Raw genomic sequence first — 14,505 nt, 5'->3', positions numbered from 1 at the left:
GTGCCCAAATCGGGGACGGGACGGGAGGGCGTCAGATCTCGCGCTTGAGGATCTTGCCGGTGGCCGTCATCGGGAGCTCGTCACGGAACTCGACGACGCGCGGGTACTTGTACGCCGCCATCTGCTCCTTGGCCCACGCGACCAGCTCCTCCTCGGTGGTCTCGTCGCCGGCGTTCTTGATGACGACTGCCTTGACCTCCTCGCCGTGGCTGTCGTGGGGGACGCCGATGACCGCGACCAGCGACACCGCCGGGTGGGTCATCAGCACCTCCTCCAGCTCGCGCGGGTACACGTTGAAGCCGCCGCGGATGATCATGTCCTTGGCGCGGTCGACGATGTAGTAGAAGCCATCCTCGTCCTTGCGGGCAAGGTCGCCCGACCGGAACCAGCCGTCCTTGATGACCTCGGCGGTTGCCTCCGGGCGGTCGTAGTAGCCCTTCATGATGTTCGGGCCCTTGATCGCGATCTCGCCGATCTCGCCGAGCTCGGTGACCTCGGCCCAGTCCGGGTCGATGAGCTTCATCTCGACATCGGGGATCGGGGTGCCGATCGAGCCCGGACGCGGCTCCTCACCGGGCGGGGCGAAGCTGGCGACCGGCGAGGTCTCCGACAGGCCGTACCCCTCGCGGATGTCGATGCCGAAGCGCGACTTGAACTCCCTGATGATCTCGACCGGCAACGACGAACCGCCGGCGGCCGCGATTCGGAGGTTGTCGGCGATCTGTTGCGCCTCGATGCCGCTGCCCTCGAGCGCACCGAGCAGGGCCCAGTACATCGTGGGAACACCGGCGAAGAAGCTGACCTTCTCGCCCACGAGCAGCTGCAGCGCGGCGTTCGGCTCGAAGCGGGGCAGCATCACGATCGTGCCGCCGTACGCGAAGGCGCCGTTCTGGATCACGGTCTGCCCGAAGGAGTGGAACAGCGGCAGCACGCACAGGTACGTGTCGGGGTGAGCGGCGTCCGCACCGAAGAGGCGGTCGCCGACGAGGGCGTTGCTCCGCATGTTCTCGTGGGTCAGCTCGGCACCCTTGGGCTGCCCGGTCGTCCCGCTGGTGTAGAGGATGACCGCGGTGTCGTCGTCGGCCGTCTCGACCGAGTCGAACGTGGGGGGCTGGTTCGCGACGGCGGAGGCGAACGTCTCGGCACCCTCGATCGGCGATGGGGCCGTCGGGTCGATCGTGATGAGGAAGAAGTTGTCGCACTCGTCGGCGTCGTTGTAGCCCTTCCAGGCCTCCGCGCCGATCGGCAGGTCGGCGGTGCCCTCGAACGCGAAGAGGGTGCGTGCGTCGGAGTCGTCGAGGTAGTACGTGACCTCACGCGCCTTGTTGAGCACGTTCAGCGGAACGACGGTGGCACCGGTCTTGAGGATGCCGTAGTAGACGATCGAGAAGTACGGGACGTTCGGTGCCGCGAGAGCGACCTTGTCGCCGTGCCCGATCCCGCGGGACGCCAGCAGGTTGGCGACCTGGTTGGCGGCGCCGTCGACCTGCGCGTAGCTGAAGCGCTTGTCACCGAAGACGATCGCGGTCCGCTCGGGGTACTGGGCGGCGGAGTTCTCGAGGAAGGAAGCCAGGTTGCTCACCGCAGGTGCTCCTGTTCTGGGGGGTCGGTCAGAGCGCACGGCTACTGACGAGTACGTTCGGCCCAAGAGTGACACGCGACACATGATGCACGTCACGCTGGGTCGGGCAGCCAGTCTCAGAACGTGGAACCGGTGAGCGTCTCGTACGCCTCCACGTAGCGCGCACGGGTCCGCTCGACGATCTCATCGGGCAGGCGCGGTGGAGGCGTGTCGGACGCGCGGTCCCACCCGGACGCCGGGGACGTCAGCCAGTCGCGGACGAACTGCTTGTCGTACGAGGACTGCGGGTGGCCGGGCTCCCACTGGTCGGCGGGCCAGAAGCGTGACGAGTCGGGCGTGAGCAGCTCGTCGGCGAGCACGAGCGTGCCGTCGGGTCGCAGGCCGATCTCGATCTTGGTGTCGGCGACGATGATGCCGCGTTCGCGCGCGAGCGCCTCGCCACGCACGTACACCTCCAGCGTGAGGTCGCGCAGCTTCGCGGCCAGGCCCTCACCGACCAGGTCCACGACCTGCTCGTACGAGATGGGCTCGTCGTGGCCCCCGTACGCGGCCTTCGTGCTCGGCGTGAAGATCGGCTCGGGCAGCTGCGAGCCGTCGGTCAGGCCGTCCGGGAGCGCGATGCCGGAGACGACGCCCGTCGCGCGGTAGTCGGAGAGGCCGGAGCCGGTGAGGTAGCCACGGGCGATGCACTCGACCTGCACCATGTCGAGCCGCTCGACCTCGATGCCGCGCCCGGCGACCACATCGGGGACGCCGGTCGACACCACGTGGTTGGGGGCGACGTCGCTCAGCTGGTCGAACCACCACAGCGACATGCGGGTGAGGATCTCCCCCTTGTCGGGGATCGGTGGGTCGAGCGCATGGTCGTACGCGGAGATCCGGTCGCTGGCGACCATCAGCAGGTTGCCGTCGGCCAGGTCGTACAGGTCGCGGACCTTGCCGGAGTAGACGTGGGTGGCTCCGGGGATGTCGTACGGCTCGCTCACGCGCTCAGCGTAGACGAGGCCGCAGACCGTCGAGCGCGGTGGCGACGACGCCGTCGGCGTACGCGTGGGTGAGCGGCCCGCTGCGTTGGAGCCAGCGACTGAACAGCGGGCTCCACACGAGGTCGACGACCACGTCCAGGTCGAGGTCGTCGCGCAGCTCGCCGGCGCGCTGGGCACTGCGCAGGCGCTCCTTCTTGAGCGCGCTCATCGGCTCGCCCAGGCGCTCGGCGTAGGTGGCGGCGAGGGCGGGATCGCGCGCGATCTCCAGCGTCAGCGCCCGCATCGGGACGTCGTACCGCGGGTCGTTGAGCTCGTCGACGGTCGCACGCAGCACCAGGGCGAGGTCGGCCCGCAGGTCGCCGGTGTCGGGAAGCGCCGGGTCACCGTCGTCGCCCTCGCTGAGCATCAGGAACGCGTCGAAGAGCACCGCGCCCTTGGACGGCCACCAGCGATAGATCGTCTGCTTGCCGACGCCGGCTCGCGAGGCGATGCCCTCGATGCTCAGCCCGGAGTAGCCGACCTCCTGCACGAGGTCGAACGCGGCCGTGAGGATCGCGCGCCGCGAGGACTCGCTGCGGCGGGACGCGTGGGCGGTAGAGGTCGACTTCGGACGCTGGGTCGGCATGGGCTCCACCCTAGCAAGTGACTAGACGAGACGGTCCGTCTTGACGTGGCGACCGAACGCGCCTTAGAGTCAAGGAAGCGAGACGAACCGTCTCGCTTCACCCGACCGCAGGAGTACCGCTGCACACCTCACCGCACTCCCAGCTCGCCCTCCACGACGTCTCCAAGACCTACGACGAGCGCCGCGTGATCGACCGCGTCTCCCTGACGGTCAAGCCCGGCGAAAAGGTCGGCGTCGTCGGCGACAACGGCTCGGGCAAGTCCACACTGCTCCGCCTCCTCGCGGGCCACGAACACCCCGACGACGGCGAGGTCACCGTCCGCGCACCGGGCGGCATCGGCTACCTCGCTCAGGCGCTCGACCTCCCGCCGGAGGCCACCGTGCGGGACGCCGTCGACCTCGCACTCGCCGACCTACGCACTCTCGAGTCCGCGATGCACGCGCTCGAGGACGCCCTCACCCGCGAGCCGCCGGAGCGGTTCGCCTCCTCCTCCGTCGCCGCGACCTACGCCACCCTCACCGCACGGTACGAAGCGCGCGGCGGGTACGAGGCCGACGTCCGGGTGGGCATCGCGCTGCACGGGCTCGGCCTGCCCGACCTGGATCCGGCGCGGCCGCTCGGCACGCTGTCCGGAGGCGAGCGCGCGCGGCTGGCGCTGGCTGCGACCCTAGCCTCGCAGCCGGAGCTGCTCCTGCTCGACGAGCCGACCAACGACCTCGACGACGCGGCGATCGGCTGGCTGGAGGACCACCTGCTGCGCCACTCCGGGACGGTCGTGGTCGTCACCCACGACCGCGTGTTCCTCGAACGGCTCACCACGACCGTCCTCGAGATCGACGGCGGCCGGGTCGCGCGGTTCGGCAACGGGTACGACGGCTACCTCACGGCGAAGGCCGCCGAGCGCCGGCGACGCCTGCAGGAGTACGAGGCCTGGCGCGACGAGCTCGTCCGCAACGAGCGGCTCGCCGCCTCGAACGTCGCCCGGCTGGATGCGATCCCGCGCAAGCTGCCGCTGAGCGTGTTCGGACACAGCGGGTTCCGGACGCGCGGTCGCGGCCACGGCGCCATGGTCCGCATCCGCAACGCGAAGCAGCGTGCCGAGCGGCTGCGAGCGGCGCCGCTGGCTCCGCCGCCAGACCCGCTCACCCTCGCCGCGCGGATCGCGACCGGCGACGGCGGGTCGCACGAGCCGGCAGCCCGACTCGCCGACGTGCGGGTCGGCGAGCGGCTCGACGTGCCGTCGCTGGTGATCCCGGCCGGGGGCCGCGTGCTCGTGACCGGTCCCAACGGCGCCGGCAAGACCACGCTGGTCCGTGTCCTCGCCGGCGAGCTGCGCCCCGACGCCGGCAGCGTCCGGGTCCCGGGCACCGTCGGTCACCTTCGCCAGGACGAGGCGCCGTGGCCGCCGGGGACCACCGCACTCCAGGCCTTCGCGTACGGGCGGCCGGGCCCTGCGGACGAGCACGCGGAGGCGCTGCTGTCGCTCGGGCTGTTCGAGCCGGGGGATCTGCAGAAGCGCGTCGACGTGCTGTCGTACGGGCAGCGGCGCCGGATCGAGCTGGCCCGCCTGGTCAGTCAGCCCCTCGACCTGCTGCTGCTCGACGAGCCGACCAACCACCTGTCCCCCGCACTGGTGGAGGACCTGGAGGAGGCGCTGGCCGCGTACGAGGGCGCACTCGTGGTCGTCACGCACGACCGGCGGATGCGTTCGCGCTTCACCGGCATGCACCTCGCGATGCGCGACGGACGGATCGACGACGGCCCGCCCAGGTGATTAGGCGTCCACGCACCCGTACAGCGCGCGCAGATATCCCGCGCCGCGGTGCGAGCCGAGCAGGCCGTTGCCCATCCTGTTCATCACGTAGGTCGCGGTCATCTGTCGGTCGAGGTCGTTGACGACGTATGACCCGCCCCAGCCGCCCCAGTGGCAGATCCGGCCCTCGGGGAGGTAGGGCTGAGTGACCGGGTCGACGAGCGCATAGCCGATCCCCCAGCGCAGCGGCGCGCCGAGCACGAGGTCTGGCCCGGACGCCTGCTCGTCGAAGATCAGCGCGATCGTCTCGTCAGAGAGGAACGTGCGTCCGCCCGCGACGCCGCCGTTGCTGACGGTCGACTGGATCGTCGCCAGCGAGCGGGCGTTGCCGTGGCCGTTCGCGCCGCCGATGTCGGCGCTGCGCCACTCGTCGGTGAGGACGACCGTCGCATGCAGCGGGGGCCCGCCGAGCGTACGGAGCGCCAGCGGGCCCGGCTCCACACCCGGCGGCATCTCGACACCCGTAGGCGCGATGATCGGGCTGACTCGGTCGTACGCGTCCGCTGGCAGGCCGATCGTGAAGTCGGCGCCGAGCGGGCCAGCGACCGCGGCGGCGACGAACTCCTTCAGGCTCTGGCCCGTCACGCGACGGACGACCTCACCGATCAGATGCCCGTAGTTGATCGCGTGATAGCCCGACGCCGTCCCCGGCTCCCACCACGGCTCCTGCGCCGCGAACCGCGCGGCAGCGCTCTCGGCGTCGAACAGGTCGTCGACCGTGCACGGCTGGTCCATCGCCGGGACGCCGGACATGTGCGCGAGCAGATGGCGCACCTCGACGTCAGCCTTGCCGTTGGCGGCGAACTCGGGCCAGTACGTGGCGACCTTCTCGTACACGTCGATCAACCCGCGGTCGTGCAGGACGAGGGCGGCCAGCGCGGTGACCGTCTTGGTGCACGACCAGACGTTGGTGACGGTGTCCTCGCTCCACGGCGTCGTCCGCTCGGCGTCGGCATGGCCTCCCCAGACGTCCACGACCGTACGGCCGTCCTGGACGACCGCAAGCGAGGCGCCCACCTCGTCGCCGACATCGAAGCGACGTGCGAGCTCGTCGATCAGCGGCTGGAAGCGGTCGTCGTACGTGCCGTGGATCTCGGCCATGGGGGCTCCTGAGGGACGAGGCTAAGCGTGCGCTTACCTTGCCAGCCCGCGGCGAGCGTGTCGAGGACCGGCGGTGTGCCCGCTCAGCACGATCACCGCCACGAACGGGGTCAGCCCGGCGCACAGCAGGAGCATCGACCCGGTCGGCCCGAACGCGTCACCGAGCACGAGGGACAGACCCTGCGAGGCGACGAGGTTGCCGCCGGCGTGCAGCATCGCGCCGGGCCACACCGAGCCGGTCTCGGACCACAGCCATCCGATGACGAACTCGAGCAGGATGCTCAGGGGCACCCACAAGACCATGGCCCACACGGCGTCGGCAGGGGTGGTGGTCCCGCCGAGGTAGCCGACCCAGGGCAGCGGCCAGTGCCACACGCCCCACACCAGTCCCGTGAGGAAGGTGGTCGCGACGGGCCGCCCCGGGACGAGACGATCTCGGAGATAGGCGGTCCAGCCGTACTCCTCACCCCAGAAGAGAGGCGCCGCAAGCAGGCACACCAGCGGACCTGCTGCCAGGTAGGCCCATGACGTCGCGCTCAGGTCGACCGACGCCGGCGACCATCCGGCGAGCATCGCGACGGCGACGGCCGCGAGCACCACACCCCACGGCATCGTGATCGCGATCAGGACGTGCCGCCACGACGTGCGTAGGTGCAGACGGAGCCCGGAGTCAGCGAAGCCTTGACGGGTTACCCACTGCCGGACCACGCACGCCGCGATCGCCGGCACGAACGCGGCGGTCGCGAGCTGGATCACCGGATCATCCATCGAACCGCCGGCCAGATGGACCACCAGCCAGGGCACCCACGCACCCAGGAAGGCCAACGCGAGGAACCACCGCACTCCACGGTGACGGACGTGATCGGGCTCGGGCAGTACTGGCGTACGGGGGACGTTCATGTCTCCAGTTCATCGCGGCGGTGGCACGAAATCCCTACCCCGTGGGCCCGTCCAGGGGTAGCGCAGACGCCACCTCGGCGCGCGCTCGAGCGGTGGTCGAGATCAGCCGGCGCCGGAGAGCAGTGCACCCGCGCGCTGCAGGTGCTCGACAAGCGCCGGTGGCTCGACCTGCTCGTACGGGGCACCGACCGAGGCAAGGGTGAACACCACCCAGTCGAAGGTGTCCACGCTCATCGTCACGCAGCACCGCTCGTCGCCGTCGGCCTCGACCGTCCCCCACCAGCGGACGACCCGTGCGACCTTGTCCGCCGGCGCGTGGACGAGGAACGACACGTCGGTCGTCGGTCGCAGCGCGGCGATCTTCTCGTTGACGAACGTCGCCGCGTCCGGCGCGGGCAGCTCGCGCTGACGGAACCGCACGCCGGTGGCTCGCGGCTCGGACATCCGGTCGACGCGGAACGTACGCCAGTCGCTGCGCCCGAGGTCGTAGGCCACGAGGTACCAGCGGCGACCGAGCGAGACAAGCCGGTGGGGCTCGACCGTACGACGGGTCCGCTCGCCGTCGGCGCGGTGGTAGACGAGCTCGAGGCGCTCGTCGTCGCGACAGGTCTGGGCGAGCACCGACAGCAGCACCGCGTCGACCGACGGGCCGTACATCGGGCCTCGGTCGGTGTAGTCCTGCAGCGCCTTCACCCGGCGACGCAGCCGCGGCGGCATCACCTGGACGATCTTGCTCAGCGCGCGGACGGCGGCGTCGTCGAACGCGCTCGCCCCCGTGCCGGCCGACGACTGCAGTCCGACCGCGATGGCGACCGCCTCGTCGTCCGCGACCAGCAGCGGAGGCAGCGACGCGCCGGCCTGGAGCTGGTAGCCACCGGCCGCCCCTCGCGTCGCGTCCACGGGGTAGCCGAGCCCGCGCAGCCGATCGACGTCGCGGCGCAGCGTGCGCTCGCTGACGTCGAGCTTGTCGGCCAGCACGGGGCCCGTCCAGTAGCGGTGGGTCTGCAGCAGAGACAGCAGCCGCAGCATGCGTTCACTCGATCCGGCCATGTTTCTCAGCCTAGGGCACCAATCAGGACAGAACCTGTCCGGAAGCTACGAGACAGTAAGGCCATGGACACGATGATCGAGACACAGGGACTCACCAAGGAGTTCCGTTCCGGCAAGAAGACCGTCACCGCGGTCAAGGACCTCGACCTCCACATCGCGGCGGGTGAGATGGTCGCGCTGCTCGGGCCGAACGGCGCGGGCAAGTCGACCACGCTGCGCATGCTCACGACGCTGCTCGCCCCGACCTCAGGGTCCGCCCGCGTCGCCGGGTTCGACGTGACGAGCGACCAGCACGCCGTCCGTCGGGCGATCGGCTACATCGGCCAGGGCAACAGCGCCGGCCACGCGCAGCGCGTGATCGACGAGCTCGTCGTCAGCGGGCGGGCGTACGGACTGTCGCGCGCCGAGACACGGACCCGCGCCGACGAGATGCTCGAGTCGCTCGGGCTCACCGACCAGGCGACGCAGAAGGTCATGACGCTCTCGGGCGGGCAACGGCGCCGGCTCGACATCGCGATGGGCCTCATCCACTCGCCGGGGCTGCTCTTCCTCGACGAGCCGTCGACCGGGCTCGACCCGCAGAACCGCGCGAACCTCCAGCAGCACGTCGTGGACCTGCGACACAAGCACGGGGCGACCGTCGTGCTCACGACCCACTACCTCGAAGAGGCCGACAGCCTCGCCGAGCGCATCGTGGTCATCGACGACGGGAAGGTCGTCGCCGACGACTCCCCCGCGGCCCTCAAGTCGCGCCACGCGGGCGACCGCATCGCGATGACGTTCGAGAGCCGCGACGCGGCAGCGCGTGCCGCACGGCGGGCGATCGCCGCGCACCCGGCCGCACAGGTCGCGCACGACGGCACCGCGGTCGATGTCCAGGCCACCGGAGGCGCCGGGCTCGTGAGCGGGCTTGTCACCGACCTCGCTGCGTCAGGCATCGCGCCGTCGACGATCGAGGTGGCGCGCCCGACGCTCGACGACGTCTTCCTCGCGCTCACGGGCCGCAGCCTGCGCGAGGGCCGCACGGACCTTCGCACCGACCTGACCACCGACATCACCGAGGAGGTGGCGGCATGACCGCCCTCGACACCCCCACCCGTACGGCCACAGCACCGGCGCCGACGAGCCGACCGACCAGCCAGCTCCACAACATCGGGCTCGTCTTCGGCCGCGAGCTGCGGCCCGTCGTCCGAGACCCGTTCTCGGTCGTCTTCGGGATCATCCAGCCCTTGTTCTTCCTCGGACTGTTCACGCCGCTGCTCGTCGCGTCGTCGGGTCAGTCGACGGCCGACACACTGCAGTGGTTCGTGCCGGGCGTGATCGTGATGCTGTCGTTGTTCGGCACGTCCACGACCGGGGCCAACCTACAGTTCGAGATGCAGACCGGCTCGCACGAGCGCACGCTCGTCAGCCCGCTCTCGCGCTCGTCGCTGATGATCGGGCGCGCGCTGAAGGAGATCGTCCCGACGATCGTGCAGGCGCTGGTCATCGTCGGCGTCGCGGTGCCGTTCGGCTTCCGTCCCGACGTCGCCGGGCTGGTCGTCGGTCTCGCGGTGCTGTCGGTGTTCTGCGTCGGGCTCGGCGCGCTGTCATATGCGCTGGCGCTTGCCGTGAAGGAGAACCAGTGGGCGTTCTGGGGTGTGCAGCAGACCCTGCTGTTCCCGCTGATGCTGCTCGCCGGGATCCTCCTGCCGCTCCAGGGGGCTCCGGGATGGCTCGAGGTGGCCTCGAAGATCAACCCGCTGACCTACGTCGTCGACGCCGAGCGCGCCCTGATCGCAGGCACCTGGGACGGCGACGCGGTCGCCGGTGCGGTCGCCGCCGCGATCACCTGCGTCGTCGGGCTCGTCATCGGGGCGAAGGCGATGCGCGCCAGCAGCTGACGCGCGACCCTGCAGGACGACGAGGCATTCCGACCAGATATCGGTCGGAGTGCCTCGACGTCCGTGCGGGTGCTGTCAGAGAATGGAGCCGGGAGAGTACGCCGCAGCCTCCGGGTGCTGCTCGACCACTGCGGCGACCTTCGCGACGACCGCGCCGACCTGCGCGACCGCGGCGCCGGTGAACGTCAGCGGCTCGGCGACCAGGGTCCCGAGGTCGGACTCGGTCAGCCCGAGGCGCGGGTCGGCACCGAGGCGCGCGAACAGCTCGTTCTCGGTCGACCCCTTCTCGCGCATCTCCAGCGCGACGGCGACCGCGTGCTCCTTGATCGCCTCGTGCGCCTCCTCGCGTCCGACGCCGTGGCGGACCGCCGCCATCAGCATCTTGGTGGTCGCGAGGAACGGCAGGTAGCGGTCGAGCTCGCGCGCGATCACCGCGGGGAACGCACCGAACTCGTCGAGCACCGTCAGGAACGTCTCGAACAGCCCGTCGGTCGCGTAGAACGCATCCGGCAGCGCGACCCGCCGGACGACGGAGTCCGAGACGTCGCCCTCGTTCCACTGGTCGCCGGCGAGCTCGGAGACCATCGACAGGTGGCCGCGCAGCACGACCGCGAGCCCGTTGACCCGCTCGGACGAGCGCGAGTTCATCTTGTGCGGCATCGCGGACGAGCCGACCTGACCCGGCTTGAAGCCTTCCGTGACCAGCTCGTTGCCGGCCATGAGCCGGATCGTGGTCGCCAGGTTCGAGGGGGCGCTGACGAGCTGGACGAGCGCGCTCACCACGTCGAAGTCGAGCGAGCGGGGATAGACCTGGCCCACCGAAGTGAGCACGTTCTCGAAGCCGACGTGCCCCGCGACCCGCTGCTCGAGCGTCGCGAGCGCGTCTCGGTCTCCGCCCAGCAGGTCGAGCTGGTCCTGCGCGGTGCCGACGGGGCCCTTGATGCCGCGCAGCGGGTAGCGCGCGATCAGTTCTTCGACGCGGGCGTACGCCACCAGCATCTCGTCGGCGACCGTGGCGAACCGCTTGCCGACGGTCGTCGTCTGGGCCGCGACGTTGTGGCTGCGGCCGGTGAGCACCTGGGCCTCGAACTCCGCCGCGCGCTCGGCCAGCCGGGCCAGCACCGCGACGGCACGGTCGCGCACGAGGAGGAGGGACGACCGGATCTGCAGCTGCTCGACGTTCTCGGTGAGGTCGCGCGAGGTCATGCCCTTGTGGATGTGCTCGTGGCCGGCGAGGGCATTGAACTCCTCGATCCGCGCCTTCACGTCGTGACGCGTCACGCGCTCACGGGCGGCGATCGAGTCGAGGTCGACCTGGTCGACGACGCCCTCGTACGCCTCGATCACGCCGTCGGGTGTCTCGATGCCAAGGTCACGCTGAGCCTCGAGGACGGCGATCCACAGGCGGCGTTCGAGCACGATCTTGTGCTCGGGCGACCAGATGCGGACCATCTCGGGCGAGGCGTAGCGGAGCGCGAGCACGTTCGGAGTCGTCACGCGCCCCATTGTCCCAGGTGCCCCGTACGAGAACCGATCCAGCGTGGCGCCGCGAGACGGTCACCGCTTTCCCTTGCGCAGGTGGAGAACGCTCGCGATAGGTTTCGTCGTCATGGAAAGTGACTCTGAGGTCCGCGACCAGCTCCGGGACCTCGAGCGCGCAGAACCTGCGTCCTACACCGACGCTCCGCCGACTCCCCGGTGGCGCCTCCCCACAACCGCGCTCGCGTCCGCTGCCCTCGCGGCTCTCGCGAAGCTGACGTACGGCAACGACCCGTACCGCATCTGGGCCGCCGCCAGCAACGTCGGGTTGTCGGTATTGGTCGGCGTCTACCTGGGCTGGTACCAGCGCTACCACGAGGCGCCGCCCTCGCTGCGCGGCAAGAAGCCGTTCGAGATCCGGAGCGTCGGGCGTAGCTATCTCGTGGGGGCTGCGGTCGCGCTCGCGGTCAACGCGGCCACGGTCGCCGTCGCCCCGTGGTGGTTGTGCGCAGCGGTCGGGTTCGTCACCGTGGGGGCCGGACTGTGGTGGTACGAGCGCGCGTACGCCCGGGCAGCAGCGGCGGCGAAGGAGCGTCTCGGTTGACCCTCGCCGACCTCGACCCGGTGATCCACGCGCCGAAGCGGCTGGCCGCGATGGCCGTGCTGACCTCCTCTGACCACGTGACGTTCCGGTTCCTCCTGGCCACCTCGGCCTCACGGAGTCGGACCTGTCGAAGCAGATGTCTGCGCTCGATGCCGCTGGCTACGTGAAGGTGCACAAGAGCGGACGCGGACGCGGGTCAGGCACGTCCTACTCGCTCACCGCGACCGGCCGGGCGGCCTACCGCCGCTACCGCACGGCGCTCAAGGAGCTCCTCGGCGACTGAGCCGCTCCTACACCGGTTCGGCGAGCAGGACGGGGATCTCGCGGTCGGTGCGGCGCCGGTACTCCGCGTACGGCGGAAACGCCTCGACCGCCCGCTTCCACCACCCCTGGCGCTCGTCACCGTGGAGCTCGCGGACGCGCATGGCACGCTTCTCCGTCCCGTCCTGCAGGTCGATCTCGGGATGCAGGGTGAGCGCGTGGTACCACGCCGGGTGCTGTGGCGCCCCGCCCTTGGACGCGACCAAGGCGTAGGAGCCGTCGTGCTCGACCCGCATCACGGCCGTCTTGTGGACCTTGTGCGAACGACGACTGTGGAACGTCATGACGACGATCGGCTTGTCGAGAGGCGTGCCGGTCGGGACACCCGTCGTCTCCATCTCCTCCACGTGCTTGCGCACGCGTGCCGACGGGCTCGGTTCGTACTCTCCGGTGACTGACATCTGCCCAGTCAAGCACCGGTAACGGGCTCCAGCACGAGGACAGGGATCTCGCGAGTCGTCTTCTTCTGATAGCCGGCGTACGGAGGAAAGGCCTCGACGGCCCGCTCCCACCACAGTGCCTTCTCGTCACCGTGCACCTCGCGCGCGACGAAGTCCGCAGGCTCGGGCCCGTCCTGGAGCATCACGTGCGGGTCGGCGACGACGCTCGCGTACCACTGCGGGTGCTGCGGGGCACCGCCCAGCGACGCGACGATCGCATAGACGCCGTCGTGCTCGACCCGCATCACCGGCGTCTTGCGCACCTTGCCCGTGGTGCGACCGCGATAGGTGACGATGACGACGGGCTTGCCCACGATCGTGCGGTGCGTACGCCCGCCGGACGCCTCGTACCCCTCGACCTGGTCACGCGACATCTTCCACGCGCTCGGGACGTACTCTCCAGTGATCGGCATGTCCGCCAGTGTGCACCCGCCCTCGCGCGTCGCGCGAGGGCTTAGACGGCAGCCGCCTTCGCGGCGATGTCGCGACGCGAGAACCCGCCGTCGATGTGGATCAGGTCCACGGCCTCGTACGCCCGGCGGCGCGCGTCGGCGAGATCGTCCCCGCGTGCCGTCACGGTCAGCACCCGGCCACCGGCGGTGACGAGGTTGCCGTCGGCGTCGCGCGCGGTGCCGGCGTGGATGACGTCGACGCCCTCGAGCGCGTCGGCGGCCTCGACCCCGGTGATGACGTCGCCCTTGCGCGGCGACGCCGGGTAGTCCTCGGCGGCGATGACCACCGTGACCGCAGCCCCGTCGCGCCAGCGCGGTGACGGGACCTGTGCGAGCGTGCCGTCGGCGGCGCCGGCGAGGAGCGCGCCGAGCGGCGACTCGAGCAGCGCCATCAGCGCCTGCGTCTCTGGATCGCCGAAGCGCGCATTGAACTCGACGACCCGCAGGCCACGGCTCGTCAGCGCCAGACCCGCGTAGAGCAGGCCCGTGAACGGGCGACCGCTCTTCGCCATCTCGTCCACCGTCGGCTGGAGGACGCGGCGGGTGACCTCGTCGACGAGGTCGCCAGGCGCCCACGGGAGCGGTGTGTAGGCGCCCATGCCACCGGTGTTCGGGCCGGCGTCGTCGTCGTACGCGCGCTTGAAGTCCTGGGCCGGCTGGAGCGGGACGACGGTCGCGCCGTCCGTCTCGCTCCAGCTGCACAGCGCGAAGAGCGAGACCTCGGGCCCGTCGAGGTACTCCTCGATCACGACCCGCTCGCACTGGGCGGCGTGGTCGACGGCGGCCTCGCGGTCGTCGGTCACCACGACGCCCTTGCCGGCGGCCAGCCCGTCGTCCTTCACGACGTACGGAGGTCCGAAGGCGTCGAGCGCGGCGGCAACCTCGTCGGCCGTCTCGCACACGTGGGCCATCGCGGTCGGCACCTCGGCAGCCGCCATGACCTGCTTGGCGAACGCCTTGGACCCCTCGAGCCGCGCGGCCTCGCCGGACGGTCCGAACACGGCGATCCCGCGCTCACGGACGGCGTCGGCGACACCCGCGACCAGCGGAGCCTCGGGCCCGACGACGACCAGGTCGACGCCGAGCGACGCGGCGAGGTCGGCCACCGCAGCACCGTCGAGTGCGTCGACAGAGTGCAGGGTCGCGACCTGCTCGATGCCGGGATTGCCGGGCGCGGCATGCACCTCGGTGACGGACGGATCGCGGGAGAGCGCGAGCGCGAGCGCGTGCTCACGGCCGCCGGTGCCGATGACGAGGGTCTTCACGGG

The 14,505-nt window shown here is 70.7% G+C and carries 15 protein-coding genes; 5 read left to right on the top strand and 10 right to left on the bottom strand.

Annotation, left to right across the window (positions count from 1 at the left end; genetic code table 11):
• Positions 1-31: 31 nt before the first annotated feature.
• From ACFSDF_RS03930 to ACFSDF_RS03920, 3 genes are all read right to left on the bottom strand, one after another.
• A complete protein-coding gene (locus ACFSDF_RS03930) occupies positions 32-1,582 on the bottom strand; it encodes a long-chain-fatty-acid--CoA ligase (RefSeq protein ID WP_377156266.1) in 1,551 nt (516 codons plus the stop codon).
• Positions 1,583-1,698: 116 nt separating this feature from the next.
• Positions 1,699-2,568 (bottom strand): phosphoribosylaminoimidazolesuccinocarboxamide synthase, encoded by an 870-nt coding sequence (locus ACFSDF_RS03925; protein ID WP_167006433.1) that lies wholly within the window; start codon positions 2,566-2,568, stop codon positions 1,699-1,701.
• Between the two features lie 4 nt (positions 2,569-2,572).
• A complete protein-coding gene (locus ACFSDF_RS03920; protein ID WP_377156264.1) occupies positions 2,573-3,193 on the bottom strand; it encodes a TetR/AcrR family transcriptional regulator in 621 nt (206 codons plus the stop codon).
• A 119-nt stretch (positions 3,194-3,312) separates the two neighbouring features.
• On the opposite strand from ACFSDF_RS03920, the gene ACFSDF_RS03915 reads away from it, so the two are divergent.
• Entirely contained in the window at positions 3,313-4,968 is a 1,656-nt protein-coding gene (locus tag ACFSDF_RS03915) for a TlrC/CarA/OleB/SrmB family ABC-F type ribosomal protection protein (protein ID WP_377156622.1), read from the top strand.
• Here the strand turns inward: ACFSDF_RS03915 and ACFSDF_RS03910 are convergent, their stop codons facing one another.
• From ACFSDF_RS03910 to ACFSDF_RS03900, 3 genes are all read right to left on the bottom strand, one after another.
• Complete coding sequence (locus ACFSDF_RS03910) at positions 4,969-6,108, bottom strand: serine hydrolase domain-containing protein (RefSeq protein ID WP_377156262.1); 1,140 nt, start codon at positions 6,106-6,108, stop codon at positions 4,969-4,971. It lies immediately after the preceding gene.
• Between the two features lie 33 nt (positions 6,109-6,141).
• Positions 6,142-7,008, bottom strand: coding sequence for a CPBP family intramembrane glutamic endopeptidase (locus tag ACFSDF_RS03905; RefSeq protein WP_167006441.1), 867 nt, complete (start codon positions 7,006-7,008; stop codon positions 6,142-6,144).
• 102 nt (positions 7,009-7,110) lie between these two features.
• Positions 7,111-8,058: a helix-turn-helix transcriptional regulator gene (locus ACFSDF_RS03900; RefSeq protein ID WP_208322929.1), complete on the bottom strand. Its 948-nt coding sequence runs from the start codon at positions 8,056-8,058 to the stop codon at positions 7,111-7,113.
• Positions 8,059-8,121: 63 nt separating this feature from the next.
• On the opposite strand from ACFSDF_RS03900, the gene ACFSDF_RS03895 reads away from it, so the two are divergent.
• A complete protein-coding gene (locus ACFSDF_RS03895; RefSeq protein WP_347877944.1) occupies positions 8,122-9,135 on the top strand; it encodes an ABC transporter ATP-binding protein in 1,014 nt (337 codons plus the stop codon).
• Positions 9,132-9,941: an ABC transporter permease gene (locus tag ACFSDF_RS03890; protein ID WP_167006444.1), complete on the top strand. Its 810-nt coding sequence runs from the start codon at positions 9,132-9,134 to the stop codon at positions 9,939-9,941. Before ACFSDF_RS03895 ends, ACFSDF_RS03890 begins: the two co-directional genes overlap by 4 nt.
• 75 nt (positions 9,942-10,016) lie before the next feature.
• Here ACFSDF_RS03890 and purB read toward each other — a convergent pair whose 3' ends face one another.
• Positions 10,017-11,447, bottom strand: a complete 1,431-nt coding sequence (gene purB, locus ACFSDF_RS03885) for an adenylosuccinate lyase (protein ID WP_208322453.1) — start codon at positions 11,445-11,447, stop codon at positions 10,017-10,019.
• A gap of 103 nt (positions 11,448-11,550) precedes the next feature.
• Between purB and ACFSDF_RS03880 the strand changes: the two genes are divergently transcribed.
• Together ACFSDF_RS03880 and ACFSDF_RS03875 are read left to right on the top strand one after the other, a co-directional pair.
• The gene (locus ACFSDF_RS03880) at positions 11,551-12,024 is read left to right on the top strand and encodes a hypothetical protein (RefSeq protein WP_167006450.1); all 474 of its coding nucleotides are present in this window, start codon (positions 11,551-11,553) and stop codon (positions 12,022-12,024) included.
• Positions 12,025-12,160: 136 nt separating this feature from the next.
• The gene (locus ACFSDF_RS03875; protein ID WP_243843054.1) at positions 12,161-12,307 is read left to right on the top strand and encodes a transcriptional regulator; all 147 of its coding nucleotides are present in this window, start codon (positions 12,161-12,163) and stop codon (positions 12,305-12,307) included.
• Positions 12,308-12,314: 7 nt separating this feature from the next.
• Here ACFSDF_RS03875 and ACFSDF_RS03870 read toward each other — a convergent pair whose 3' ends face one another.
• The 3 genes from ACFSDF_RS03870 to purD are packed head-to-tail and all read right to left on the bottom strand — an operon-like array spanning position 12,315 to position 14,502.
• A complete protein-coding gene (locus ACFSDF_RS03870; protein WP_377156258.1) occupies positions 12,315-12,746 on the bottom strand; it encodes a nitroreductase family deazaflavin-dependent oxidoreductase in 432 nt (143 codons plus the stop codon).
• A gap of 8 nt (positions 12,747-12,754) precedes the next feature.
• On the bottom strand, positions 12,755-13,198 hold the full coding sequence (locus ACFSDF_RS03865; protein WP_167006456.1) for a nitroreductase family deazaflavin-dependent oxidoreductase: 444 nt from the start codon (positions 13,196-13,198) through the stop codon (positions 12,755-12,757).
• A gap of 41 nt (positions 13,199-13,239) precedes the next feature.
• Positions 13,240-14,502 (bottom strand): phosphoribosylamine--glycine ligase, encoded by a 1,263-nt coding sequence (purD, locus tag ACFSDF_RS03860; RefSeq protein WP_167006459.1) that lies wholly within the window; start codon positions 14,500-14,502, stop codon positions 13,240-13,242.
• Positions 14,503-14,505 lie beyond the last annotated feature (3 nt).

Source organism: Mumia zhuanghuii, assembly GCF_042681565.1.
Lineage (GTDB): Bacteria > Actinomycetota > Actinomycetes > Propionibacteriales > Nocardioidaceae > Mumia.
Note: the sequence above shows the minus strand (reverse complement) of the source record. Positions and strands in the feature narration are given on the sequence as shown.